Annotated in this window: 27 protein-coding genes; 9 read left to right on the top strand and 18 right to left on the bottom strand. The window is 68.8% G+C overall.

Features of this window, described 5'->3' with window-relative positions; all coding sequences use genetic code 11:
- The first annotated feature begins 10 nt into the window (after positions 1-10).
- Entirely contained in the window at positions 11-1432 is a 1422-nt protein-coding gene (locus tag RQG77_RS01580) for an aminopeptidase P family protein (protein ID WP_311243127.1), read from the top strand.
- Positions 1433-1512: 80 nt separating this feature from the next.
- Here RQG77_RS01580 and RQG77_RS01575 read toward each other — a convergent pair whose 3' ends face one another.
- From RQG77_RS01575 to RQG77_RS01555, 5 genes are read right to left on the bottom strand one after another with little or no spacing between them, the layout of a single operon-like run.
- Positions 1513-1941: a VOC family protein gene (locus RQG77_RS01575; protein WP_311243126.1), complete on the bottom strand. Its 429-nt coding sequence runs from the start codon at positions 1939-1941 to the stop codon at positions 1513-1515.
- Positions 1938-2675 (bottom strand): metallophosphoesterase family protein, encoded by a 738-nt coding sequence (locus RQG77_RS01570; protein WP_311243125.1) that lies wholly within the window; start codon positions 2673-2675, stop codon positions 1938-1940. The genes RQG77_RS01575 and RQG77_RS01570 overlap by 4 nt, the downstream gene beginning before the upstream one ends.
- 12 nt (positions 2676-2687) lie before the next feature.
- On the bottom strand, positions 2688-3338 hold the full coding sequence (locus RQG77_RS01565) for an alpha/beta family hydrolase (protein ID WP_311243124.1): 651 nt from the start codon (positions 3336-3338) through the stop codon (positions 2688-2690).
- Entirely contained in the window at positions 3338-4081 is a 744-nt protein-coding gene (locus RQG77_RS01560; RefSeq protein WP_311243123.1) for a DUF4870 domain-containing protein, read from the bottom strand. The genes RQG77_RS01565 and RQG77_RS01560 overlap by 1 nt, the downstream gene beginning before the upstream one ends.
- A complete protein-coding gene (locus RQG77_RS01555; RefSeq protein ID WP_311243122.1) occupies positions 4081-4833 on the bottom strand; it encodes a general stress protein in 753 nt (250 codons plus the stop codon). Before RQG77_RS01555 ends, RQG77_RS01560 begins: the two co-directional genes overlap by 1 nt.
- 112 nt (positions 4834-4945) lie before the next feature.
- On the opposite strand from RQG77_RS01555, the gene RQG77_RS01550 reads away from it, so the two are divergent.
- From RQG77_RS01550 to RQG77_RS01535, 4 genes are read left to right on the top strand one after another with little or no spacing between them, the layout of a single operon-like run.
- Positions 4946-6211, top strand: coding sequence for a magnesium transporter MgtE N-terminal domain-containing protein (locus RQG77_RS01550; RefSeq protein WP_056308611.1), 1266 nt, complete (start codon positions 4946-4948; stop codon positions 6209-6211).
- On the top strand, positions 6211-6750 hold the full coding sequence (locus RQG77_RS01545; protein WP_311243121.1) for a DUF1003 domain-containing protein: 540 nt from the start codon (positions 6211-6213) through the stop codon (positions 6748-6750). Before RQG77_RS01550 ends, RQG77_RS01545 begins: the two co-directional genes overlap by 1 nt.
- On the top strand, positions 6747-7865 hold the full coding sequence (locus RQG77_RS01540; protein ID WP_311243120.1) for an Mrp/NBP35 family ATP-binding protein: 1119 nt from the start codon (positions 6747-6749) through the stop codon (positions 7863-7865). The genes RQG77_RS01545 and RQG77_RS01540 overlap by 4 nt, the downstream gene beginning before the upstream one ends.
- Before the next feature lie 9 nt (positions 7866-7874).
- On the top strand, positions 7875-8348 hold the full coding sequence (locus tag RQG77_RS01535; protein WP_311243119.1) for a YcxB family protein: 474 nt from the start codon (positions 7875-7877) through the stop codon (positions 8346-8348).
- A 26-nt stretch (positions 8349-8374) separates the two neighbouring features.
- Here the strand turns inward: RQG77_RS01535 and RQG77_RS01530 are convergent, their stop codons facing one another.
- Complete coding sequence (locus RQG77_RS01530; protein ID WP_056308620.1) at positions 8375-8761, bottom strand: twin-arginine translocase TatA/TatE family subunit; 387 nt, start codon at positions 8759-8761, stop codon at positions 8375-8377.
- A gap of 89 nt (positions 8762-8850) precedes the next feature.
- On the opposite strand from RQG77_RS01530, the gene RQG77_RS01525 reads away from it, so the two are divergent.
- Positions 8851-9486 carry a class I SAM-dependent methyltransferase gene (locus tag RQG77_RS01525; RefSeq protein WP_311243118.1) on the top strand — a complete coding sequence of 212 codons (636 nt, stop codon included), beginning with the start codon at positions 8851-8853 and terminating at the stop codon, positions 9484-9486.
- An 88-nt stretch (positions 9487-9574) separates the two neighbouring features.
- On the opposite strand, the gene RQG77_RS01520 is transcribed toward RQG77_RS01525, so the two are convergent.
- The 3 genes from RQG77_RS01520 to dapE form a co-directional block, all read right to left on the bottom strand.
- Positions 9575-9748 carry a DUF3117 domain-containing protein gene (locus tag RQG77_RS01520; RefSeq protein ID WP_017203323.1) on the bottom strand — a complete coding sequence of 58 codons (174 nt, stop codon included), beginning with the start codon at positions 9746-9748 and terminating at the stop codon, positions 9575-9577.
- Positions 9749-9844: 96 nt separating this feature from the next.
- Positions 9845-11062 (bottom strand): hypothetical protein, encoded by a 1218-nt coding sequence (locus tag RQG77_RS01515; RefSeq protein WP_311243117.1) that lies wholly within the window; start codon positions 11060-11062, stop codon positions 9845-9847.
- Positions 11044-12117: a succinyl-diaminopimelate desuccinylase gene (dapE, locus tag RQG77_RS01510; protein WP_056508811.1), complete on the bottom strand. Its 1074-nt coding sequence runs from the start codon at positions 12115-12117 to the stop codon at positions 11044-11046. The genes RQG77_RS01515 and dapE overlap by 19 nt, the downstream gene beginning before the upstream one ends.
- 65 nt (positions 12118-12182) lie before the next feature.
- On the opposite strand from dapE, the gene dapD reads away from it, so the two are divergent.
- Together dapD and RQG77_RS01500 are read left to right on the top strand one after the other, a co-directional pair.
- Complete coding sequence (gene dapD, locus RQG77_RS01505; protein ID WP_311243116.1) at positions 12183-13136, top strand: 2,3,4,5-tetrahydropyridine-2,6-dicarboxylate N-succinyltransferase; 954 nt, start codon at positions 12183-12185, stop codon at positions 13134-13136.
- Between the two features lie 225 nt (positions 13137-13361).
- Complete coding sequence (locus RQG77_RS01500) at positions 13362-14765, top strand: DEAD/DEAH box helicase (protein ID WP_311243115.1); 1404 nt, start codon at positions 13362-13364, stop codon at positions 14763-14765.
- A gap of 105 nt (positions 14766-14870) precedes the next feature.
- Here the strand turns inward: RQG77_RS01500 and RQG77_RS01495 are convergent, their stop codons facing one another.
- From RQG77_RS01495 to RQG77_RS01465, 7 genes are all read right to left on the bottom strand, one after another.
- Positions 14871-15341, bottom strand: a complete 471-nt coding sequence (locus RQG77_RS01495) for an SRPBCC family protein (RefSeq protein ID WP_311243114.1) — start codon at positions 15339-15341, stop codon at positions 14871-14873.
- Between the two features lie 11 nt (positions 15342-15352).
- A complete protein-coding gene (locus RQG77_RS01490; RefSeq protein ID WP_157534228.1) occupies positions 15353-16672 on the bottom strand; it encodes a citrate synthase in 1320 nt (439 codons plus the stop codon).
- Between the two features lie 144 nt (positions 16673-16816).
- Positions 16817-17929 (bottom strand): succinyldiaminopimelate transaminase, encoded by a 1113-nt coding sequence (gene dapC / locus RQG77_RS01485; RefSeq protein ID WP_311243113.1) that lies wholly within the window; start codon positions 17927-17929, stop codon positions 16817-16819.
- A gap of 3 nt (positions 17930-17932) precedes the next feature.
- Positions 17933-18253, bottom strand: a complete 321-nt coding sequence (fdxA, locus tag RQG77_RS01480) for a ferredoxin (protein WP_042542002.1) — start codon at positions 18251-18253, stop codon at positions 17933-17935.
- 9 nt (positions 18254-18262) lie between these two features.
- Positions 18263-18739, bottom strand: coding sequence for a histidinol dehydrogenase (locus tag RQG77_RS01475; RefSeq protein ID WP_311243112.1), 477 nt, complete (start codon positions 18737-18739; stop codon positions 18263-18265).
- A 53-nt stretch (positions 18740-18792) separates the two neighbouring features.
- Positions 18793-19107: an AzlD domain-containing protein gene (locus RQG77_RS01470; RefSeq protein ID WP_311243111.1), complete on the bottom strand. Its 315-nt coding sequence runs from the start codon at positions 19105-19107 to the stop codon at positions 18793-18795.
- Positions 19104-19814, bottom strand: a complete 711-nt coding sequence (locus RQG77_RS01465) for an AzlC family ABC transporter permease (protein ID WP_311243459.1) — start codon at positions 19812-19814, stop codon at positions 19104-19106. Before RQG77_RS01465 ends, RQG77_RS01470 begins: the two co-directional genes overlap by 4 nt.
- Positions 19815-19907: 93 nt before the next feature.
- Here RQG77_RS01465 and RQG77_RS01460 point away from each other — a divergent pair, with 93 nt between their 5' ends.
- Positions 19908-20456: an XRE family transcriptional regulator gene (locus RQG77_RS01460; protein ID WP_311243110.1), complete on the top strand. Its 549-nt coding sequence runs from the start codon at positions 19908-19910 to the stop codon at positions 20454-20456.
- Between the two features lie 2 nt (positions 20457-20458).
- On the opposite strand, the gene RQG77_RS01455 is transcribed toward RQG77_RS01460, so the two are convergent.
- Positions 20459-22084, bottom strand: coding sequence for an MFS transporter (locus tag RQG77_RS01455; protein WP_311243109.1), 1626 nt, complete (start codon positions 22082-22084; stop codon positions 20459-20461).
- A 31-nt stretch (positions 22085-22115) separates the two neighbouring features.
- Complete coding sequence (glsA, locus tag RQG77_RS01450; protein ID WP_311243108.1) at positions 22116-23129, bottom strand: glutaminase A; 1014 nt, start codon at positions 23127-23129, stop codon at positions 22116-22118.
- Positions 23130-23162: the final 33 nt, after the last annotated feature.

Below are 23162 nucleotides of genomic sequence, written 5' to 3'. Positions count from 1 at the left end.
GACTGGAGGGATGAGCACCGCAGAGCGCGACACGATCGCAGAGCCCACCACAGAGACCCCCGTCGAGGCGACGACGACGAACCGCAAGCAGCCCTTCCCCCGCGGCTTCCTCGACACGATCTCGACAGGTTGGGCGGAGCGACCCGAATCGATTCCCGCACCTCGCGCACAGGCCTCGTATGCGGCGACCCGTCGGGCGGCCGTCTCGGCCGCGTTCCCCGGCAAGCGCCTCGTCATCCCCGCCGGTTCGCTGAAGCAGCGCAGCAACGACACCGACTACCCGTACCGCGCGCATTCGGCGTTCGCGCACCTCACCGGGTGGGCCTCGGATTCCGAGCCCGATTCGATCCTCGTCTTCGACCCCACCGACGCCGGTCACGACGTCACCCTCTACTTCCGCGAGCGGGCAGACCGCACGACGACCGAGTTCTATGCGGATGCCACGGTCGGCGAGTTCTGGATCGGTCCCCGCCCCTCGCTCGCAGGGGTCGCCACCGACCTCGCGGTCGCGACCCAGCACCTCGACCGGTTCGCAGCCGCCGAGGGCGAGCTGGTGCTCGACGAGGACGACGACCTCACCCGCTTCGTCTCCGAGCTGCGTCTGGTCAAAGACGAGTTCGAGATCACCGAGATGCGCCGTGCGGTCGACATCACCGCTCAGGGCTTCGAGGACGTGATCCGCTCGCTTCCCGAGGCGATCGCGCACGCACGCGGCGAGCGCGTCGTCGAGGGCGTGTTCCACCGCCGCGCCCGCGAAGACGGCAACGGCGAGGGCTACGACACGATCGCCGCCTCCGGACCTCACGCGTGCTACCTGCACTGGACGCGCAACGACGGCACCGTCGTCCCCGGGGATCTGATCCTCGTCGATGCCGGGGTCGAGGCCGACAGCCTCTATACCGCCGACATCACGCGCACTCTGCCGGTCTCCGGCACCTTCACCGAGGTCCAGCGCCGCGTCTACGAGACCGTGCGCGAGGCTGCGGACGCCGCCTTCGCCGCAGCACGGATCGGAGTGCGCTTCCGCGAGGTGCACGAGGCAGCCATGCGGGTGATCGCCGCACGGGTCGCCGAATGGGGCCTGCTCCCTGTGACTGCCCAGGAGGCCCTCGACGGAGACGCCGGAGGACAGCACCGCCGCTACATGGTGCACGGCACATCGCACCACCTCGGCATCGACGTCCACGACTGCGCTCAGGCTCGCCGCGAGATGTACTACGACGGCATCCTGGCCCCGGGCATGGTGTTCACGATCGAGCCCGGCCTGTACTTCCAGATCGACGACCTCACCGTGCCCGCGGAATACCGCGGCATCGGAGTGCGTATCGAAGACGACATCCTGATGACGGAGGATGGCCCGGTCAACCTGTCGGCCGACATCCCCCGTACGGCCGACGAGGTCGAGGCGTGGATCGCTCGGGTCCAGGGCTGAATCCCGAGCCTCCTGTCGCCGTTTACAGGATCTGAGCGCGCCTGCAGGACGAGAACCGTGTTCTCATCCTGCAGGCGTGCTCATCCGGCGGGCGCCCCCTGCTCGGGTGATGCCTGGGCGTGTGGCTCCGCGACGATCTCGACCTTGAATCCCTGCGCGTTCTCCACCCAGCCCGCATAGTGGTCCGGTCCGCCGGCGTGCGGATACCTCTCCTGATACAGCGGATGCCATCCGTGCGCCTCCGCGTCCGCCAGCACGGCATCGACCTCCTCGCGGGTCCCGCCCCAGAAGGCCAGGTGGTTCACGCCCGCGCGACGCCGGTCATGTGCGGCAGACGTGAGGTTCGGTGACGTCGTGAGCGTCACATAGGCGCTCCCGGAATCCCACGTGCGGCCGTCCGCCCACTCACCCGTGAGCTCGAGGCCCAGTCGCGCGAGCAGCCACCCCCAGCTGCTCGCTGCCTCATCGATGTCGGGCACCCAGATCTCGACGTGATGCAGCCCCTTCACGACTGCCGCCCACGGTATACGGCGGTGCGGAGCTCGACCGACCAGACATCGGCGGTGGGCATGTCGAGCGCCTCGGCCACCGCGATCTCGGCCTCGACGTCGTACGGCACCCGCACGAACTGCACGCCGAAGGGATCATCGGACGAGGCCCCGCCTTCGAGGATCACGTACGACGGAACCGGAGTGTCGAGCGGGTTCCCTACGCTGCCAACGTTGAACAGCGTGCGTCCGTCATTCGATTCGATGTACGCGTCGTGGATGTCGGCATAGCCCACGACGTCGGGGAGAGGGCCGTCGCCGGTCATCTCGGTCGCCTCGAACATCGCGGAGAACTGCTCAGGTGTGTGGTGGAAGTGCACCCGGACATGCGGGCTCTGCGCCGATGCGTGGAACAGCCGGATCCGACGACCGCTGAGCATGAGATCCGCGCTCAGCGGAAGCGCCGCCAGCCAGTCCCTGCTCGACGACGACAGCTCGTCGCGCCACCACACCATCTCGTGCGGTCCGTCGTCGGGGATCGTGGGAAGGAAGTCGTCCCAGTTGCCGCGGATGTTCAGCTCGCACACGGCGCGGCAGCGCTGCACGGCATCCTCACCTCGCGGGCCTTTGCCCGCCGTGTCGCCGAGATTGACGATGCGGGTGATCCCGCGACGCCCGATGTCGGCGAGCACCGCCTCGAGAGCGGTCAGGTTGCCGTGCACATCCGAGATCAGGGCGATACGTTCGAGGCTCACCCTGCCATGCTGTCAGGGCCGGGCGAACTCCGCGACGAAAGGTGCGAGCGACGCGCCGATGTCGGATGCCGGGCGCTTGCGGCCCTTCACCTCGAAGGTGTGGCCGCCGCCCTCGATCCAGACGACGCGCGCGTTCTGGCAGGTGGCGACGACGTCGTCGAACTGCGCCACCGGCTGGATGAACGGATCGTTCGTGCCTTCGATGAAGAGCTGCGGAACGGCGATCGGCGGCAGGTGCTCCGCGCGCGGCTTCTCTGGCTTGCCCGGGGCGTGCAGGGGATAGCCGAGGTAGGCGAGGCCGTCGACGGTGAGCCCCTCGGACACCGCCATGGAGGCCATGCGCCCGCCGTAGGACTTGCCGGTCGCCCAGATCGTCGCTGCCGGATCCTGTTCGCGGGCGAATGCCACGACCGCGTTCCACGTCGCGATCGCGTGCGCCGCCGGCCCCGGCATCCTGCGACCCTGCTCGACGTAGGGGAAGTTGAACCGCAACGTCGAAAATCCGAGCGCCCCGAGCGCGTCGGCGAAGCCCGTGAGGAACGGGTGGTCCTTGCCCGTGCCCGCGCCGTGCGCGATGACGACGGTCGCACCGTTGGTTCCGGGCTCCCAGTCCGTCGAGACGGTCGTAGCCCCTGCGGGCAGCTCGACGGAGATGTCCGTCATCAGCCGCGAAGGTACGGGATCGCGAACGGCACCCGCATGACCTTGCCGCCCGCTGCACGGACCATGCCCACGATCACGAGAACCAGGTGCAGCACCGAGAGCGCGAAGTAGATCGTGATCGGGATGCCGATCGGGTAGAAGCCCGAAGTCGGAGAGTCAGCCGTCAACGAGAACAGCAGAACGAAGTGCGAGACCAGGAGCACAGTCGAGACGAGCAGGTACGTCAGTCCCCAGTTCAGCGCAGCGCGTGCGTTCTCGCGTGCCACTCCGCCGAATCGCCGAGAGGCTCCACCGCTGACCGCCATCGCGATCCCGGACGCGAGTCCGCCCAGGAACGGGAAGGGGATGAGGATCAGAAGACCCAGCGCCCACGGCAGCAGACCACGCGGCGGGACGGCGGCAGGATAGGAGCCGACCGGGTAGCCGCCCGCGGGATACCCGGAAGCGGGGTGACCGGGGTGCTGCTGCGGGTACCCGTACGCGGGCGCCTGGGGCTGGGGCTGGGCGTAGGCGGACGCCTGCGGCTGGGCGTATCCGGACGCCTGCGGCGGTGCGTATCCGGGCGCCAGCGGTGGGGTATCGCCGTAGACCGGCGTCTGCGGAGGAACGGGAGTCTGCGGGCCTGCTGTCGGCGCAGCAGGCGGAACAGGAGGCATAGGCGGTACGGACTCGTACGGCGACGGCGACTGCTCCGGTGCCATGCCGTCCATGGGAGTGCGACTGTCGCGGTTCGTGTCCGACATCAGGCGGGCTCCGCCGACTTCGGCGGGATGCCGGCCGCGCCGGGGTCCGGAGTCTCGGTGGGCGGTGAGGCCGGATCGGCCGGGCGCGGCGGGATCGCCGGTTCCGCCGGCGGCGTCTGTCCGCCGCCGAGGGGCGGTGTCGGCTCCGAGCCCGGGACCTGATCGGGGCCGGGAGTCAGCTCGACCGGAGTGGCGGGAGGAGTCGGTGCCGTGTGGCCTCCGGGGGTGATGCGCTCGCCGTAGCGGGGCGGCTCGTCGAGGTCCACAGGTGCGCGCACCGGGGCGGGCTTGGCTGCGCCGAGGGCCAGACGTGCCTTCGCCAGCGACGCTGCCTGCACGCGGACCTCGTAGTGGTCGGCGGCGAACTGCGTCACGCTCGCGAAATCGCGGCGGCGCCGAACGATGGCATAGGTGACCAGGCTCAGCAGCATGCCGAGGGCGACACCGATGAACACGAACCCGACGAACAGCTGGATCGGCACCTCCGGGTTGCCGATCACGAGGATCGCCGAGAGGAAGAGACCGATGAGCACGCCGTTGATGGCACCCGACCGAGCCGCGGCCGCGTAGCCGAGGCGACCGGTGATGCGCTCGACCGTGCGGACGCTCTGCCCGATGATCGCGATGTCTCTGGCTGGCACCTCCTGGGCGATCAGTTTCGACACCGTCTTCTGGGCGCCTTCGTAATCGCGGGTGGAGGCGACGATCTCGCCTTCATCGCGGCTGTCAGCTGGACGGTTCAGCATGCTCATCCCGCCATTGTTCCATGCCTGCCGATGCCCGGGCCGGGCGCATGTCGGGCAGAGGCGTCGGTGCGGCGTTCCGGGCAGGACCCGGACAGGCCCCGCGCACTACGCTGGATGAGTGAGCACACAACGGGTATTCGCCGCGCGCCTTGCAGGCTGCGCCGTCTTCGACCCCGTGGGCGACCGGCTCGGCAAAGTCCGTGATGTCGTCATCGTGTACCGAAGTACGGCGGCCCCGCGCGTGATCGGCCTCGTGGTCGAGATCCCCGGGCGCCGACACGTCTTCCTCTCGATCGGCCGTGTGACATCGATCCGCGCCGGCCAGGTCATCAGCACAGGTCTCATCAACGTGCGGCGGTTCTCGCCGCGCGCCGGCGAGGTGCGCGTCCTGGCCGAGCTGCTCGGCCGGCGGGTGAGCCTCGTCGACGGCAGCGGCACCGCCGTGATCGAAGACGTGGCGATCGAACCCAACCGCCTCGGCGAGTGGGCCGTCAGCCAGCTCTTCCTCCGCCGTCCGAAGACCAGCGCGTCGCCGTTCGCGAAGGGCCCGACCACGTTCGCCGCCTGGAGCGAGGTCGCGGAGCAGCACTCGCCCGGCGAGGCGCAGTCGGCAGAGCAGCTCGTGGCGTCCTACTCCGAGCTGCACGCCGCCGACCTCGCGAACACCCTGCTCGATCTGCCGCAGCAGCGCATGATCGAGGTCGCCGAGGAGCTCTCCGACGACCGCCTCGCCGACGCCCTCGAGGAGATGCCCGAGGACGAGCAGGTGCACATCCTCGATCGCCTGGGCGACGAACGCGCCGCCGACATCCTCGACCAGATGGAGCCCGACGACGCGGCCGACCTCCTCGCCCAGCTCCCACCCAACCGACTCGAGCAGCTGCTCGAGCTGATGGAGCCGGAAGAGGCCGAGGACGTCAGGATGCTGCTGCGTTACGGCCCTGACACGGCCGGTGGCCTCATGACACCCGAGCCGATCATCCTCTCCGCCGATGCCACGGTGGCCGAGGCGCTGGCACTCATCCGCAGGCACGAGCTGCACCCCGCCCTCGCGGCGGCGGTCTTCGTGACGCTGCCGCCCTTCGAGACCCCGACGGGCCGTCTTCTCGGCATGGTGCACTTCCAGCGGATGCTGCGCTACCCCCCTCATGAGCGACTCGGCGCGATCATGGACGACAGCCTCGAGCCGGTGCACGTCACGGCCTCGGCGGCTGAGGTCGCCCGCATGCTCGCGAGCTACGACCTGGTCTCGCTGCCGGTGATCGATACCGCGCACCGCCTGGTCGGCGCGATCAGCATCGACGACGTCCTCGACTATCTGCTCCCCGACGACTGGCGCACGCACGACAGCGACGAGCCGACTGTCCCGAAGGAGGTGCGCTGATGGCACGCTCCCGCTCGCCCCAGCTCGACGCTCCTCTGGGCCGTGGCACGTCTCGCCAGCGGTCGACGTCGCGCGACCGATTCGGGCGCTTCACCGAATGGGTCGCCCGCGCCATGGGCACCCCTGCGTTCCTGCTGATCCTCACGCTGTTCTGCGTGCTCTGGATCTGCTGGAACACGCTGCTGCCCGATCACCTGCGATTCGATGACGCGGCGCTCGGATTCACGGCCCTCACCCTGATGCTCTCACTGCAGGCGTCGTACGCCGCTCCCCTGATCCTGCTCGCGCAGAACCGCCAGGACGACCGCGACCGGGTGCAGATCGAGCAGGATCGCCAGCGCGCCGAGCGCAACCTCGCCGACACCGAGTATCTCGCCCGTGAGATCGTCGCTCTGCGCATGGCGCTCGAGGAGCGCACCAACCAGGTCGTGACGCGCGATGTCCTCCGCCAGGAGCTCAAGGCACTGCTGGCCGACCTCGGCGAGAGCGACGACGCGCCGGCCGCCGAACGCCGGTCCGGCGGGCGATCCGCATCATGAGTTCCGCCGAGTCCGTCCGCGCGGCGGTCGCAGCCGTCAGCGACCCTGAGCTCCGGAGGCCGATCGGCGACCTCGACATGGTGCGGGAGATCGCGGTCGACGACGGCCGCGCGCGCGTCTCCATCGTGCTCACGATCGTCGGATGCCCCGCGGCGGCACGCATCGAGTCCGACGTGCGCGCGGCCGCGGCATCCGTGCCCGGTGTCACCGAGGTCGACGTCGAGGTCGGCGTGATGACCCCGGCCGAGCGCAAGGCCCTGACCGAGAAGCTCCGCGACGGACGCCCCGCTCGCCAGATGCCGTTCGGCCCGGATTCGCTCACGCGCGTGATCCTCGTCTCCAGCGGCAAGGGCGGAGTGGGAAAGTCCACTGTGACCGCGAACCTCGCGGCCGCCCTCGCCGATCAGGGGCTGGCCGTCGGCCTGGTGGACGCCGACGTGCACGGGTTCTCGATCCCTGGCCTGCTCGGCATCCCGGCCGGGACTCAGCCGACCCGCATCGACGACCTCATGCTTCCGCCCGTGGCACACGGGGTGAAGACCATCTCGATCGGTATGTTCCTCCGCGACGGCGAGGCCGTCGTCGCGTGGCGCGGACCGATGCTGCACCGCACGGTGCAGCAGTTCCTGACGGATGTCTTCTTCGGCGACCTCGACATCCTGCTGATCGACATGCCCCCAGGCACCGGCGACATCGCGATCTCGATCGGCCAGCTGCTTCCGCACGCCGAGGTCCTGGTCGTCACGACGCCGCAGGCCGCCGCATCCGATGTGGCGATCCGCAGCGGACTCGTCGCCCGCCAGACCGGTCAGCGGGTCATCGGCGTTGTCGAGAACATGGGCGCCTTCGCCCTGCCGGACGGCACGGTGCTCGACCTGTTCGGCTCTGGTGGAGGTGCGGCCGTGGCCGAGGCCCTGTCGGAGACTGAACCCATTCCGCTGCTCGCCTCGATCCCGCTCAGCCCCACCCTGCGCACGGGAGGAGACATCGGCGTCCCGATCGTCCTCAGCGACAGCACGGATGCCGCGGCGACGGCGATCCGCGACCTCGCCCGCACCCTCGCCGCCCAGGGACGCGGACTCGCAGGCCGCTCGCTCCCGATGACTCTCGGATAGGAGCGGCAGATGGCACTCACCGTCGATGAGCGGCTGCTTCGAGGGATGGCCCGCGACGCCGCGGTCTACGCTCTCACCCGCCCTGCGGCGATCGTCATGTGGATAGCCCTCGCCGCGGCGCTCGCTCTGAGCATCCTGAACCTGAGCGCGGCCGGAGGCAGCGCCGGGCTCTCGGGGCTGCTTCCCGTCGCGAGCATCGCCCTCATGGTCTACGCCGTCGTGATGACGATCGTCGGAGCTCGACGCGCTGTGCGAGCCGCCACTCCGCCGGGCACCGTGGTCTGGGTGCGGCTCGGCGAGAGCGCTCTGCACATCGGCTCAGGCAGCCGCTCGTCCGACATCGAGTACCGCACCTTCCAGAGCATGCGCGCAGGCACGGATGCCGTGCTGCTCAAGCTGCGTGGCGCATCGGCGATCACCGCGATCCCGCGGGCGCTGCTGAGTGATGCCGACATCGCGCAGCTGCGCGCGCGGATCGGCTGACCGCAGCTCGCAGGTCAGGGCACGGTTCAGGTGGATTCCGGGTCGTACGGCGGAGGGCTCGAGTGCGAGAACTCCGGTCGCACCCTGGGCGTGTGCACGGGCTTCACTGCGGGCTCCGCGACGACGGTCTCCGCGCGAGCCTGTCCCGGTGCGGGGTCGTCCTCGAAGAGTGCATCCCGGATGATCCGCCGCGGGTCGTACTGCCGTGGGTCGAGCTTGCGCCAGTCGACGTCGTCGATCTCGGGGCCCATCTCGTCACGGACGCGCGATTTGGTGTCCCGCAGGAACTCGCCGGCACGCCGAGCGAGCTTGGCGACGCTCTCGGCGTAGCGCGGCAGCCGCTCCGGTCCGATGAGCAGCACAGCGATCAGACCGATAAGCAGCAGCTTTTCGAAGGTGATCCCGAACTGCATCTGTCCAGGCTACCGCCGCGCCTGCCCGTGCGCCGCGCACCGAGCGCATACCCTGGGAGAACACACATCTCAGTCGGGAGAATCAGGCAATGAGCGAGAACGATGCGAACGCACGTTTCATCCGCGAATCCATCGTGGAGCCGTCGCCGATCGCCCGCGCCCGCGCGCACGCCGTCGAGCTCGGCGCATCGCCGATCAGCGCGGCCGTCGGCTCGCAGATCTCCGTGCTGGCCGCCGCGACAGGCGCTCGGTCGATCGTCGAGATCGGCACCGGAGCGGGCGTCTCAGGGCTCTGGCTGCTGCGCGGTGCGCCGCAGGCCGTCCTGACCTCGATCGACAACGAGCCTGAGCACCTGGCCGCCGCTCGTCAGGCGTTCGCGGATGCGCGCATCCCGGCGACGAAGGCGCGATTCATCACCGGACGCGCCGCCGACGTGCTGCCGCGCATGAACGAGGCGTCGTATGACATCGTGCTCGTCGACGCAGACCCCGAGAACGTCATCGACTACGTCGAGCACGGGCTGCGGCTCGTGCGCACCGGCGGTATGGTCCTGGTCCCCCGCGTTCTCGGTGGAGGCCGCGTCGCCGACCCCGTGCAGCGGGACGAGGTCACCTCGGCCTATCGCTCGCTCATCCAGGAGACGCAGGAGTCGTCTGCGGTGCTCGCCACCGTCTCGACGACCGGCGAGGGACTGCTGCAGCTGATCAGCGTCGGAGAGTCCTGAGCGATCGGACCACCACGACAGAAAGAGGGCGACGGATCATCGATCCGTCGCCCTCTTCGTGAATCCGCGTGCGCGAATTCGAGTTCGATCAGGCGGGCGCCACGACGGCTGCCAGCACGTCGTGAAGTTCCTTCGCCTCTGCGTCGTTCACGGAGACGACCAGACGGCCGCCTCCTTCGAGCGGGACGCGCACGATGATGAGTCGCCCTTCTTTCACGGCCTCCATGGGTCCGTCTCCGGTCCTCGGCTTCATCGCTGCCATCGTGGGCTCCTTTTCCTCCGGTGGTATGCGACCAGTTTATCGGGTGTTACCCGAACCTGGATGTCCCCTATGAAGAAATGCATCAAGCCTTAACATTCACGGCACCTGCCAGAAGGTGTTCCCGAGGGCGAAGACGTGATAGATCCAGAGCCACTGGCCCACCAGACAGGCGGCCAGGACGCCCACTCGCCAGAGGCGCGATCGCGGCACCGCGAACGCTCCCCAGGCAGGGCTCAGAGGAAGCAGCAGCCGGAACGTGCTGGACTGCGGGAAGAAGACCGCGAGCAGGTAGAGCAGGTAGCTCGCGCTCCACAGACGCAGATCCGGGCCGAGTGCGCGCACCTGCGGCAGGTAGATCAGGGCGGCGCCGGCCGCCACCACGAGGAGTGCGAGCACGACCGGCCCCCACGATGTCGGCAGTCCCCACTGACCGAACCAGAACTGGGATGCCTGTATCCATCCCTCGAAGGGGATGAAGCCCTCCACCCCGCCGACGAGCCAGTTCCGGCGCCAGGACAGCTCGGTGGCGAGGTACGCTCCCGGGTCTCCGGTGACGACGCCGGCGATCACCTGCCACGAGAATCCGGCGACCGTGGCCAGAGCGCCGAGGGCGACGATGTGCACCACCTCTCGGGTCGCAAGCGGGTCCTCGCGCCGGTGCCACCAGCGGAGGATGCCGTGCAGGCCCAGATAGAGCGCGAAAGCCAGGATGCCCGGACGGGTGAACGCCATGATCGGGATCAGGAGGTACAGCCACGTGTATCGACGGCGGATCGTGGCGTCGAGAGCGAGGAAGAGCAGGAGGAGGAAGAGCGTCTCGGCGTAGCCGACCTGGAACATCGCAGCGATCGGCCCCGACGCGAAGAACACGACCGACCACATCGCGGCATGCTGCCCGAGGCGATCGCGCAGCAGGCGGTGCAGTGCGACGCACGCGAAGTATCCGGCGACGAAGGACAGCAGGAAGGCCCCCATCCCCCACGACCCCAACAGGAAGCCGATGCCCTTGGCCGCGAACGCGAACACGGGCATGAACGCCCAGGCGTTCTCGGCGACGTCGCCGGACTCGGTGAGCGGCAGCTCGGACGGATATCCCTCCTCCGCCACGAGCCAGTACCACTGCGCGTCCCAGGCGACGACGAAGTCGGCGAGGCCGGGATCTGCGCCGAATCGCGACAGCGACGTCGACTGCAGCGCCGCGGCGATCAGGAGAGCGGTGGTCACCGCACGAGCGGTCAGGTAGACGAGTGCGATCCGCAGCGGGAGCGGAGCACTCGCCCAACGACGAGTGGCGGTCAGCGCGAGCTGAGCCACGTGCGCAGTCCTCGCTCGACCGCGTCGATCTGCGCGAGCGGCACCCGCTCCTCGTCGTGGTGCGCGAGATGGGGGTCGCCCGGGCCGTAGTTGACGGCGGGGATGCCGAGGGCCGAGAAGCGCGCCACGTCGGTCCAGCCGTACTTCGGTCGGGGTTCGGCGCCGACGGCGGTCACGAACTCCTGCGCGATGGGGGCGTCGAGCCCCGGGCGGGCGCCCTCTGCGGCATCCGTGATCTCGACGTCGAACCCGGCGAGGAGGTTGCGGATGTGGGCCTCGGCGTCGGCGGCGGATTTGCTCGGCGCGAACCGGTAGTTGACTTCGACCTCGCACGCGTCGGGGATCACGTTGCCCGCGACTCCCCCCGCGATGCGCACGGCACTCATGCTCTCTCGGTAGAGCAGCCCGTCGACCGGGATCTCCCTGGAGCGGTACTCGGCGAGACGAGCGAGGATCGGGGCGGCGCGATGGATCGCGTTCTCGCCGATCCAGGCGCGCGCCGCGTGGGCGCGGACTCCGGTGGTGCGCACGATTGCGCGCATCGTGCCGTTGCAGCCGCCCTCGACCTCGCCGTTCGACGGCTCGCCGAGGATCGCGAAGTCGGCCTGGAAGAGATCCGGGCGCACTGCAGCGAGAAGCGCCAGGCCGTTCTTCGACGCCTCGACCTCCTCGTTGTCGTACCACATCCAGGTGATGTCGACCGAGGGCTCGGTGAGCTCGGCGGCGAGCTTGAGCTGCACGGCGGTGCCGCTCTTCATGTCGACGGTTCCGCGCCCCCAGAGGTAGGCGACACCGTCGATCTCGATGTCCTTCGTCGGCACGTTGTCGTTGATCGGCACGGTGTCGATGTGGCCGGCGATCGCGACCCGCTGGGCGCGTCCCAGGTTCGTGCGGGCGACGATCGTGTTGCCGTGGCGGAGCACCTCGAGATGCGCATACGCGGAGATCGCCTGCTCGATGGCATCCGCGAGCGTCTTCTCGTCGCCCGACACGCTCGGGATGTCGCAGATCGCACGGGTCAGGTCGACGGAGGACGCGGTCAGATCGAGCATCATTCCCCCAGCCTACTTACCTCGACATCTGGACGATCGCCCGGCTCGGGTCGCGATACCGTGGAGGCATGACTGAAGCGCGCACCGTGTGGGGTATCGGACTTTCGACGATCGCCGGCGACGGCACCGTGCTGGACGCATGGTTCCCCGAGGTGCGCACCGAAGCGCCGTCGGCAGAGGACGCGGCGGCCGCGCTCGTCACCCTCGAGGCCCTGGCAGGAACCGACGAGCGCCGCAACGTCACGATGGAGACCGTCCAACTGCAGATCGACCTGGATGCCGCACCGGCATCGACCGTCGACGCCTACCTGCGTCTGCACGCGCTGTCGCACCTGGTCGTGCGCCCGAACCACCTGAATCTCGACGGCATCTTCAGCCACCTGCCGAACGTTGCCTGGACGAACGCCGGCCCCGTGCACCCCGATGACGCGGCACGGCTGCGTCCGCTGCTGCAGCGTGCAGGCATCCAGGTGCAGGGGCTAGACAAGTTCCCTCGACTCACCGACTACGTGCAGCCCTCCGGCGTGCGGATCGCCGACGCCTCGCGCGTCCGTCTCGGTGCCCATCTCTCCCCTGGCACGACTGTCATGCACGAGGGCTTCGTGAACTTCAACGCCGGCACGCTCGGACCGGTCATGGTGGAAGGAAGAATCTCGCAGGGTGTCGTCGTCGGTGCGAACAGCGACATCGGCGCGGGCGCCTCCATCATGGGCACCCTGTCAGGCGGCGGCAGCGTGCGTGTGTCCATCGGCGAGCGTTCACTTCTCGGTGCGAATGCGGGCATCGGAATCGCGCTCGGTGATGACTGCGTCGTAGAAGCCGGTCTCTACGTGACCGCCGGTTCGAAGGTCGTGGTCGCAGACGGGCCCGACACGTCTCAGGGCGGAAAGCGAACGGTCAAGGCGTCGGAGCTCAGCGGGCAGAACGGCCTGCTGTTCTGGCGCAACTCGGTGAGCGGCGCCATCGAGGTCAAACACCGCGCCGGAGTCGGCGTGACCCTCAACGAGGCGCTGCACGCCTGACCCCGACTCGCTGGGGCGGCATCGTCCCAGGCTTCTTCTCCTGACGCGTGATAGTGTCGAGGCGACGCTCCTCGCAATGCGAGACGTCTGCGTCGTCGACACGCTCCCGCGCCACTTGCCTGGTTCTGGCCATTTCGAACGGCGAAACGATGCGCGATCCCGCGCCGTCGCCCACCTTCCCGCACCCGGCCCGATGGTTCGTGCGTGCATTCTCGGAGATACTTCATGACTTCCTTCCTCGATCTCGGCGTGCCCGCCGACCTCGCCGCCGTCCTCTCGAAGGACGGCAAGACCGAGGCGTTCGCGATTCAGCGCGACACGCTTCCCGACTCTCTCGCGGGCCGCGACCTCCTCGGCCGTGGGCGCACCGGCAGCGGAAAGACGATCGCATTCGCGCTTCCCCTCGTCTCCCGCCTCACGGCCTCTTCACGCAAGAGCCGCCCCGGACACCCCCGAGGACTCGTCCTCGCTCCGACCCGTGAGCTCGCGACCCAGATCGCCGCGACCATCGCGCCGCTCGCCGAGGCCAAGGGCCTGCGCGTCACCACCGTCTTCGGCGGCGTGAGCCAGCGCCCGCAGGAGCAGGCGATGCGCAGCGGCGTCGACATCGTGGTCGCCTGCCCCGGCCGCCTGGAAGACCTTATGAAGCAGCGGGTCGTGCAGCTCGACGCCGTCGAGGTCACTGTCCTCGACGAGGCCGATCACATGGCGGACCTCGGTTTCCTGCCCGGCGTCACCCGCATCCTCACCGCGACCCCCGCGGGTGGCCAGCGCCTGCTGTTCAGCGCGACCCTCGACCGCGGCATCGACACGCTCGCGCGTCGCTTCCTCTCGAACGCCGTGAGCCACGAGGTCGACGAAGAGAGCGTTCCGGTCGGCGAGATGACCCACCGGGTGCTCGTGGTCGACTCGACCGACAACAAGACCACCCTCGTGCGCGACCTCGCCTCGGGCACCGGCCGCCGAATCCTCTTCACCCGCACCAAGCACCAGGCCAAGAAGCTCGCGAAGCAGCTCACCGCCGCCGGCATCCCGGCCGTCGACCTGCACGGCAACCTGTCGCAGAACGCTCGTGAGCGCAACCTCGGCGCGTTCTCCTCCGACCCCGCAGACGGCGGAGTGCGCGTTCTCGTCGCGACCGACGTCGCCGCCCGTGGCGTGCACGTCGACAACGTCGACCTGGTCGTCCACGTCGACCCGCCCATGGAGCACAAGGCGTACCTGCACCGCTCCGGTCGCACCGCTCGTGCGGGAGCCGCCGGAACGGTCGTCACGGTCGTGCTGCCCGAGCAGCGTCGCGATGTGAAGGACCTCCTGCGCAAGGCAGCCATCACAGCTGCCCTCGAGCCTGTCACCTCTGACGCCGTCACCGAGCTCGTGCCCGAGCGCGCGCCGCACGTGCGTCCGGCGCCCGTGCAGCCGCAGCAGCAGCAGCGTCCGTCGTCGAAGCAGCGTCCGGCCGGTGGCGAGCGCAACTCCGCCGCCAACCCGCCGTCGCGCCGCAGCCGTCGTCCCCGCTCGGGCGGTCAGGGCGCGCAGGGCGCAACGGCCGGATCCCGTCAGGGCGGCCAGGGCGGATCCCGCTCAGGTAGTCAGGGCGGCCGCGGTCGCGGTTCACAGGGTCGCTGACCCTCAGACATGTCAAGGCGGGTGCGCCGATGTTCAGGCATCGGGGGCACCCGCCTTTTCGTGCCCTGTTCCCGAGGCTCGGACGAGGCGTGACCTCGTCGCTCGTCAGCGACGAACGGCGTCCAGCACCTGCGGGTCGGAGCACCCTCGAACGAAGCCTGCCAGACGGCGCCTGATCTCGAAGCCGAGCACGCGCATGCCGATCCATTCGGCGATCGGAGCGATCCACGCCGGGCGGCACGAGAAGTTGTACTTCCAGACGGCGAGCGTGCCCTCGGGCACCTCGGTGAATCGCCAGCCGCCGCCGAGCTTGGTGAAGAACCACGGTCCGGTCTCCATGACCATGCCGACGTTCCGCGGCGGGGCGTAGGACACGTACCGGCTCACCATCGAGAAGCCGAAGCGCTGGCGTGTGTAGGTGCGCACGTCTCTGGCCGCGACATCCGCACCATCGAGAAAGTGCTGCTCGCTGATGAACGGGTCCCAGCGCCTGCGCACGGCTCCGGTCGTCTGGGACACCGCGAAGGCCGTCGCCGGATCGACCGGAACGACGGCCTCAGCGGTGACGACGGGCATCGCGCCTCGGATCAGCGGGTCTGGAACGTGCGCTCGGGGGACCCCGTGTAGAGCTGCTGCGGACGGCCGATCTTGGTCTGCGGGTCGAGCTGCAGCTCACGCCACTGCGCGAGCCAGCCCGGCAGGCGGCCGATCGCGAACAGCACGGTGAACATGCGCGTCGGGAAGCCCATCGCCTTGTAGATCACGCCGGTGTAGAAGTCGACGTTCGGGTACAGACGACGCTCCTTGAAGTAGTCGTCGGCGAGGGCGAGCTCCTCGAGCTCCTGCGCGAGGTCGAGAAGCGGGTCGGTGACACCGAGCTCTGCGAGGACCTCGCCGGCCGCTTCCTTGACGAGCTTGGCGCGGGGGTCGTAGTTCTTGTAGACCCGGTGCCCGAAGCCCATCAGCTTCACGCCCTCTTCCTTGTTCTTCACCCGCTCGACGAAACGCGACACGCTCTGACCGGAGTCGCGGATCTGACCGAGCATGGTGAGGACGGCCTCGTTCGCCCCGCCGTGCAGGGGGCCGGAGAGCGCCTGGATGCCCGCGGAGATCGAGGCGAACTGGTTCGCACCGGTCGATCCGACGAGGCGCACGGTCGACGTCGAGGCGTTCTGCTCGTGGTCCTCGTGCAGGATCAGCAGGAGCTCGAGAGCCTTCGACATGACCGGGTTGACCTGGTACTCCTCGGAGTGGACACCGAAGTTGAGCTTGAGGAAGTTCTCGACGAACCCGAGAGAGTTGTCCGGGTAGAGGAACGCCTGACCGACGCTCTTCTTGTGCGCGTACGCCGCGATGACCGGGAGCTTCGCCAGCATGCGGATCATGTTGAGCTCGACGTGCTCGGGGTTGTGCGGGTCGGTCTGACCCTCGTAGTAGGTCGACAGCGCCGCGACCGCGGAGGAGAGCACCGACATCGGGTGCGCCGTGTGCGGCAGAGCCGAGAAGAAGCGCTTGAGGTCTTCGTGCAGCAGCGTGTGCCGACGGATCTTCTCGTCGAACTCCGCGAGCTCGGCAGCGGAGGGCAGCTCACCGTAGATCAGGAGCCAGGCGACCTCGAGGTAGCTCGTCGAGCCCGCGAGCTGCTCGATCGGGTACCCGCGGTAGCGCAGGATCCCCTTGTCACCGTCGATGAACGTGATCGCGGACTTCGTCGACGCCGTGTTGACGAAGCCGTAGTCGAGTCCCGTGTACCCGGTCTGGCGGGTCAGCGTCGAGAAGTCGATGCTGTCGGTTCCTGCCGTACCGCGCACGAGCGGGAACTCCGCGGTGGTCTCGCCGATCGTCAGCTTCGCCGTCGCCTGCTGCTCTGCCGCTGCGCTCACGCGGGCCTCCTCATGGATCTTCATCAAGTCGGATGTGGCGATGTCACGGCGCTGTGCACCAGGTCGGATCGAGATCATCGATACATGACCGAATCGCCTTTACAGCCTAGTAGGCACACCGGCCTACTGTGACATCGGACAAAAGAAAGGCGATGGTAGGGAGGGAAGCTACAGAGCCTGCGCGTGCAGGCGCCGCGCACCCTCGGCGATCCGCTCGGACGGAGCCGTCAGAGCGAGACGCACGTGCTGCGTGGAGTGCGGGCCGTAGAAGGGGCCGGGGCCTGCGAGGATGCCGAGGTCGGCGAGTCTCGCGATGCTGACCCAGGCGTCCTGCCCCTCGGTCGCCCAGAGGTACAGCCCCGCCTCCGAGCCGTCGATGCGGAACCCCGCAGCCTCGAGCGCGGGGCGCAAGGTGTCGCGCCGGTGCCGGTACAGCTCCTTCTGCGCCGCGACATGCTCGTCGTCGCCGAGTGCGACGACCATCGCATGCTGCACGGGCTCGGGCGGCATCAGACCGAGATGCTTGCGTGCTGTGAGCAGCTCGCCGACGATGCGCGCGCATCCGGCCACGAACGCCGCTCGGTAGCCGGCGAGGTTGGACTGCTTGCTCAGCGAGTACACGCTGAGCAGGTTCGCCCTGCTGCCGTCCGTCACGCGGGGATCGAGGATCGATGGAATGGACTCGCTCGCCCAGCGACCGTCCCAGCCGAGCTCCGCGTAGCACTCGTCGCTGGCGAGTACGGCGCCGATCTCACGCGCGCGGCGCACCGCCGCCGAGAGCTCGTCGACGGTCCACGTGCGTCCGTCGGGGTTTCCCGGGGTGTTGATCCAGATCAACTTCGCACCCTCGGGCCATTCGGCGGGGTCATCGGCGGCCAGAGGCGTGGCACCGACGACGCGGGCGCCGACCTCGTAGGTCGGGTAGGCGATGCGCGGGTGCACAACGATGTCACCCTCACCGAGACCCAGGAGGGTCGGCAGCAGCGCGACGAGCTCCTTCGAGCCGATCGTCGGAAGGACGTTGGCCACGGTGAGGTCGGGCACTCCCCTGCGCCGCGCGTACCAGTCGACGATCGCCTCGCGGAGCGCCGGAGTGCCGACCGTCTGCGGGTAGGCGTGCGCGTCGGTTGCGTCGGACAGAGCCCGGCGGACCAGCTCGGGCGTCGGATCGACGGGCGATCCGACGGAGAGATCGACGATGCCCTGGGGATGCAGGGCTGCGCGCTCACGGTACGGGACGACGGCATCCCAGGGGTAGTCTGCGAGGTCGCGGACGCTCACTGACTACTCGCCCTGGGGAGGGAGGGCTGCGATGATCGGGTGGTCGTGCGCGATGACGCCGACCTTCGCCGCGCCGCCAGGCGAGCCGACCTCGTCGAAGAATTCGACGTTGGCCTTGTAGTAGTCCTGCCACTCGTCGGGCAGGTCATCCTCGTAGTAGATCGCCTCGACGGGGCAGACAGGTTCGCACGCGCCGCAGTCGACGCATTCGTCGGGGTGGATGTACAGCGAGCGTTCGCCCTCGTAGATACAGTCAACGGGGCATTCGTCGATGCAGGCGCGATCCTTGACATCGACGCACGGAAGGGCGATCACATACGTCACCCCCTCAGTCTACGACTCGCGACCTGTCCGATCGCCCAGCGCGGGGCCTCGAGTGGACGAGGACGCATCGTCGCCGTGCGGTCCGGCCTGCGGTGCCGCGGGTTCCGCCACGGCATCCGTGCGGACAGGCAGCCGAGAGAACGACGGCCACGCGACAGCGAGCAGTACGAGACCGGCGACCAGATACGTCCAGATCCGACCACTGAGCGTGTCCTCGACCACGACGGATCCGCCGGGGCCGACGCCGGAGATGAGGACGAGCATCCCCACCATCCCGAGACCGGCGGCGAGGGTCGCACCCCGATCGTGCGTGAGCGCCCGGATCGCCACGAGGATCGCGCCGCAGGCGATGGCGCCGACGATGAGCCCCACGGGGATCGGCCCCCACATCAGACTGTGGCCGATCGTTCCGGCGACGCCGAACACGCCGCCGACGAGGGCAGCCGCGATCCAGGAGAGCACCCGGGAGATCCATCCGATACGCACGAGACGATCCTACGCGCGGTCGCCGTGCGCCCGGATCATGCCGCGTTCTGGCGTCACGTCGCGAGACCGAGCAGACGCAGCAGAGCGGCCACCGCGGCCGCAGCGAAGACCACGACCAGGAACGACTGCCGCAGCCACAGCAACCCCGCCGCGACGAGCAGCGCGGGCACCCGCGCATCCACCACGACGGCGTGCCCCGCCCCCAGGGTCTGCACCGCCACGAGCGCGGCGAGCAGGGCGACGGTGAGCAGATCCGAGATGCGCGCTGGGCGAGGAGCTTCCAGCGCCTTCGGCGGCACCAGGTATCCGACGGCCTTGAGCGCGAGGCAGACCACCGCGGCCAGCAGGATCGCACTCCAGACGCTCATCTCTGCGCCTCCGGATCATCGGGGGCGACCAGGGCGTCCCGACCGAGCCAGTTGACCCATCCGACGATGATCGCCACGACCGCAGCGACCAGCACGGGGAGCCCCGGCATGAGGAACGGCGTGAGGGCCGCCGCCACGACCGCTGCCGCGACGCCGACGGCGATCGCCTGACGCCGCTTGAGCCGTGGCCAGAGCAGAGCGAGGAAGGCCGCAGCCGCGGCGGCGTCCAGCCCCCATGTCTTCGGATCGCCGAGCACGTCGCCGAGCAGCGCGCCGATCAGGGTCGTGGCGTTCCATCCCACGAAGATGCCGATGCCCGTGACCCAGAAGCCCACCTGGCGGAGCCGCGGGTCGCCCTGAGAGATCGCGACCGCCGTCGACTCGTCGATCGTGAAGTGCGCCGCGGCGATCCGCCGCGCAGGGGTCGTGCCGACGATCGGCGACATCCGCATGCCGTAGGCGACGTTGCGCACCCCGAGCAGCGCGGCCGAGGCGATGGCCGACGGGAGCGCGGAGACTCCCCCGGCGGCGAAGACCCCGACGAAGGCGAACTGCGACCCGCCGGTGAACATCAGCAGGCTCAGGACGCAGGACTGCCAGACATCGAGACCGGATGCCACGGCGAGCGCTCCGAACGAGATGCCGTACGCGCTGGTGGCGAGCACGACTCCGAGCGCTTCACGCCAGACCTCGCGTTCGGCGTTCACGAGAGGGCCGTTCGATTCAGTGAACACACGATCATCATTCTGAACATTGCGCGATGGATAGTCAAGCGAACGATCGTTTGACATGATGAACACATGGAGGATCTCCGCACCCGCATCGCCCGTACCCTGCGCCGAGAGCGAGAGGCCGCCGGATTGTCCGTGTCCGAGCTCGCCCGTCGCGCGGGGATCTCGAAGGCCACCGTCTCGCAGCTCGAGTCAGGTTCGGGCAACCCCAGCGTAGAGACCCTCTGGGCGCTGGGCGTCGCGCTGGGCGTGCCGTTCGCTGTCCTCGTCGATCAGCAGACCAACGCCCCCACGCTGATCCGCGCCGACGATCTCGCCGGTGTGCCTTCCTCTGCAGCGGCGTACAGCGCGACGCTGCTCTCCGCCAGCCCGCCCGGGGCGCGTCGGGACGTCTACCTGATCCAGGCGGAACCCGGAGATCCGCGGCGCTCGGACCCGCATCATGCCGGGACGACGGAGCACGTGGTCCTCATCTCCGGGCAGGCGCAGATCGGACCGGCCGGCGACCCCGTGCTGCTGAATCCTGGCGACTACCTCTCCTATGCCGGCGACGCACAGCACGTGTTCGAGGCCATGGTGCCCGGAACGAGCGCCGTGCTCATCTCGGAGCTCCGCTGAGGTCAGTCCGAACCCGCGACCGGTGACGGATCGGGGATCTCGTCGGGCTTGTACTTCGGCAGACGAGACGCCGGAAGGATCGCCACGGCGCTGAGACCCGCGAGCAGCAGCAGTCCGAGGCGGAGGGTGCCCAGGCGCGACTCCTCGTTGACAGCCACCGCCGCGTCGATCTGGTCGGGGGTCGCATCCGTCTGCTCGAGAGCTGCGCGGAGATCGTCGTTGCTGACGAAGTTCAGGTTGTCCATGTCGACCTGCGCCACGAGCGTGGGCGGCAGCTCGGGATGCTCCACCACCGCGCGACCGATGCTCAGGCCGAGCAGAGAGACGAGCAGCGCCCCCGCCAGGGCGGTTCCGACCGCCGACGCGAGGTTCTGGGTCGTCCCACGGAGCGAGCCGACGTCGCCCGCGAGCTCCGCGGGGGCTGCCGTGACCAGGACGTTGAAGACCAGGGTCACGAGCGCACCCTGTCCGATGCCGAACACGATCAGACCGAGGATCGTCGGGAGGGTCTCCCAGTTGTTGTTCACCACGAACGAGAGCCAGACGAGCGCGACCGTCGTCAGGATGAACCCGAAGACGCCGATCACACGGGGCGGGTACTTCTTGTAGAAGCGCACCACGAGCGTCGCGGTGATGAAGACGGTGAGGTTGAACGGCATCATCGCGAGCGAGGTGTCGAACGGCGTGCGTCCCTGCACGATCTGGATGTACAGCGGGATGGTGAAGTTCACGCACGCTTCGAGGGCGACGACGATGAACATCGCGTACACCGCTGCCCGTTCTTTCGAGGAACCCAGCACGCTGAGATCGATCAACGGCACCTTGCCCTCGGCCATCCGCTTGCGCGTCCAGACGAAGAACGCCTGGCCGAGCACGATTCCCACCACGATGAACGCCGGCGCGGGCGAAAGCCCGAGGATGCTGAACGGCGCAGCCTCGGTGGCCGCCACCGCGCCCCACCCGTTCAGGTTGTTGAAACCGAGGGTGAGCAGCACGATCGCCGCACCGATCAACAGCGAGGCGACGAGGTCGATTCGGATGGAGGCGTCGCCTCGGTCACCGCGAAGGGTGAAGCTGAAGGCGAAGACGACGACCGCGATACCGAAGACGATGAAGAACATCGGACGCCACCCGACGAGCGTGCCCAGTGTGCCGCCGATCAGGAACGCCGTCACACCCGAGATCGCGCGCGCAGAGCCGATGGCACCGATCGCGGTGGCCTGCTGGGCGCCTCGATAGTTCTCGGCGATCAGCGCCACGATCGAGGGCACGATGATCGCCGCTGCCGCCCCCGCGACCGCCTGCCCCGCGATGGCCCATCCCACGGTCGGAGACATGATCATCAGCACGGACGACGCGGCGAACAACGCGATCACGACGCGGAAGATGAGCACCCACCCGACGCGCTGCCCCAGCTTCGCGCCGGTCATCACCAGCGCGGCGACGGCGAGTCCGTACATCACGATGGTCGTGCTGGCGACGGTGGGTGGCACGCCGAACTCGCTCACCATGCCACCCAGCGAGATCGGCAGAGCCGCCACGTTGAACGACATGAGCACCTGGGCGAGGAAGAGGCTGACCAGCGGCATCCACGATGTCTTGGTGGACGCCGGTGCGGTGTGTGTCATGGGAGTGTCCTCTGAACGGTGGATGAAGGAGTCAGTCCGTCGACCGAGCGGTCGCCGAGGGGGCGGAGGCGAACAGGTTCAATCCGAGCGCGCGGGAGAGATGACCGATCGCGAGCTGCGACCGCACCGAGTTTCCCGCCCGATCGAGACGCGGCGAGAATCCTGCCACGGCGCCCTTACCCGGGGCGACAGCGACGATGCCACCGGCAACGCCCGATTTGGCAGGAAGACCGATCTCGAACAGCCACTCCCCCGACGCCTCGTAGAGTCCCGTCGAGGCTGTCACGGCGAGCGTGTCGCGGCAGACGTCCGCGGAGACCACGCGCTCGCCAGTGACCGGGTTCACGCCGCCGTCGGCGAGCGTCGCCCCCATGACGGCCAGATCGTGCGCCGTCACGCTCAGCGCGCACTGACGGGTATACACGTCGACTACCTCGTCGGGATTACCGTCGAGTCGCCCGTAGCTGCGCAGCAGCCAGCCCATCGCCCGGTTGCGCTCGTTCGTCTCCGCCTCGGACGCGTACACCACACCGTCGAGACTCAGCGGGCGACCGGCGAACGCCGACAACCCCTCGCGCACGCGCTCCCACTGCTCCACGGCGGTCGCTCCCGGCATGAGCGCCGTCGTCGCGATCGCGCCGGCGTTGACCATGGGATTCATGGGGTGTCCGCCGTTGAGCTCGAGGGCCATCAGGGAGTTGAAGGCGAGACCTGTGTTGTTGACCCCGACGATCTCGCGTACGCGCTCGTGGCCGTGCTCCTGGATGGCCAGGGCGTAGACGAACATCTTCGAGATCGACTGGATCGAGAACGGATGCAGGGCATCACCCGCATCGTGCAGACCTCCGTCGACCTCGATCACGGCGAGACCGAAGAGCTCCGGGTCGGCCTCGGCGAGCACCGGGATGTAGTCGGCCACCGCTCCGTGGCGGTCTTCGGAATAGCGACGGTGGGCTTCGTGCACGAGCTCATCGACGCTGTCCCAGCCTGGGAGCCGGCCTGTCGACACCTTCTGGGGAATGTCGGATAGCGCCTCGACGTCCATTGGTCCTCCTCCGGATCCACGACCCCCCAGCCG

Origin of the sequence: Microbacterium sp. WCS2018Hpa-23, from assembly GCF_031843845.1 — a bacterium.
Taxonomy (GTDB): domain Bacteria; phylum Actinomycetota; class Actinomycetes; order Actinomycetales; family Microbacteriaceae; genus Microbacterium.
This window is presented reverse-complemented; position numbering and strand designations above follow the sequence as displayed.

Coding starts and splice junctions, on each gene's coding strand:
- RQG77_RS01455 (WP_311243109.1), bottom strand. CDS start 22,084: ATGACACACACCGCACCGGCGTCCACCAAGACATCGTGGATGCCGCTG.
- RQG77_RS01500 (WP_311243115.1), top strand. CDS start 13,362: ATGACTTCCTTCCTCGATCTCGGCGTGCCCGCCGACCTCGCCGCCGTC.
- RQG77_RS01540 (WP_311243120.1), top strand. CDS start 6,747: ATGAGTTCCGCCGAGTCCGTCCGCGCGGCGGTCGCAGCCGTCAGCGAC.
- RQG77_RS01560 (WP_311243123.1), bottom strand. CDS start 4,081: ATGTCGGACACGAACCGCGACAGTCGCACTCCCATGGACGGCATGGCA.
- RQG77_RS01530 (WP_056308620.1), bottom strand. CDS start 8,761: ATGCAGTTCGGGATCACCTTCGAAAAGCTGCTGCTTATCGGTCTGATC.
- RQG77_RS01535 (WP_311243119.1), top strand. CDS start 7,875: ATGGCACTCACCGTCGATGAGCGGCTGCTTCGAGGGATGGCCCGCGAC.
- RQG77_RS01525 (WP_311243118.1), top strand. CDS start 8,851: ATGAGCGAGAACGATGCGAACGCACGTTTCATCCGCGAATCCATCGTG.
- RQG77_RS01555 (WP_311243122.1), bottom strand. CDS start 4,833: ATGAGCATGCTGAACCGTCCAGCTGACAGCCGCGATGAAGGCGAGATC.
- RQG77_RS01520 (WP_017203323.1), bottom strand. CDS start 9,748: ATGGCAGCGATGAAGCCGAGGACCGGAGACGGACCCATGGAGGCCGTG.
- glsA (WP_311243108.1), bottom strand. CDS start 23,129: ATGGACGTCGAGGCGCTATCCGACATTCCCCAGAAGGTGTCGACAGGC.
- RQG77_RS01565 (WP_311243124.1), bottom strand. CDS start 3,338: ATGACGGACATCTCCGTCGAGCTGCCCGCAGGGGCTACGACCGTCTCG.
- RQG77_RS01470 (WP_311243111.1), bottom strand. CDS start 19,107: ATGAGCGTCTGGAGTGCGATCCTGCTGGCCGCGGTGGTCTGCCTCGCG.
- dapD (WP_311243116.1), top strand. CDS start 12,183: ATGACTGAAGCGCGCACCGTGTGGGGTATCGGACTTTCGACGATCGCC.
- RQG77_RS01580 (WP_311243127.1), top strand. CDS start 11: ATGAGCACCGCAGAGCGCGACACGATCGCAGAGCCCACCACAGAGACC.
- RQG77_RS01490 (WP_157534228.1), bottom strand. CDS start 16,672: ATGAAGATCCATGAGGAGGCCCGCGTGAGCGCAGCGGCAGAGCAGCAG.
- RQG77_RS01495 (WP_311243114.1), bottom strand. CDS start 15,341: ATGCCCGTCGTCACCGCTGAGGCCGTCGTTCCGGTCGATCCGGCGACG.
- RQG77_RS01460 (WP_311243110.1), top strand. CDS start 19,908: ATGGAGGATCTCCGCACCCGCATCGCCCGTACCCTGCGCCGAGAGCGA.
- RQG77_RS01545 (WP_311243121.1), top strand. CDS start 6,211: ATGGCACGCTCCCGCTCGCCCCAGCTCGACGCTCCTCTGGGCCGTGGC.
- dapE (WP_056508811.1), bottom strand. CDS start 12,117: ATGATGCTCGATCTGACCGCGTCCTCCGTCGACCTGACCCGTGCGATC.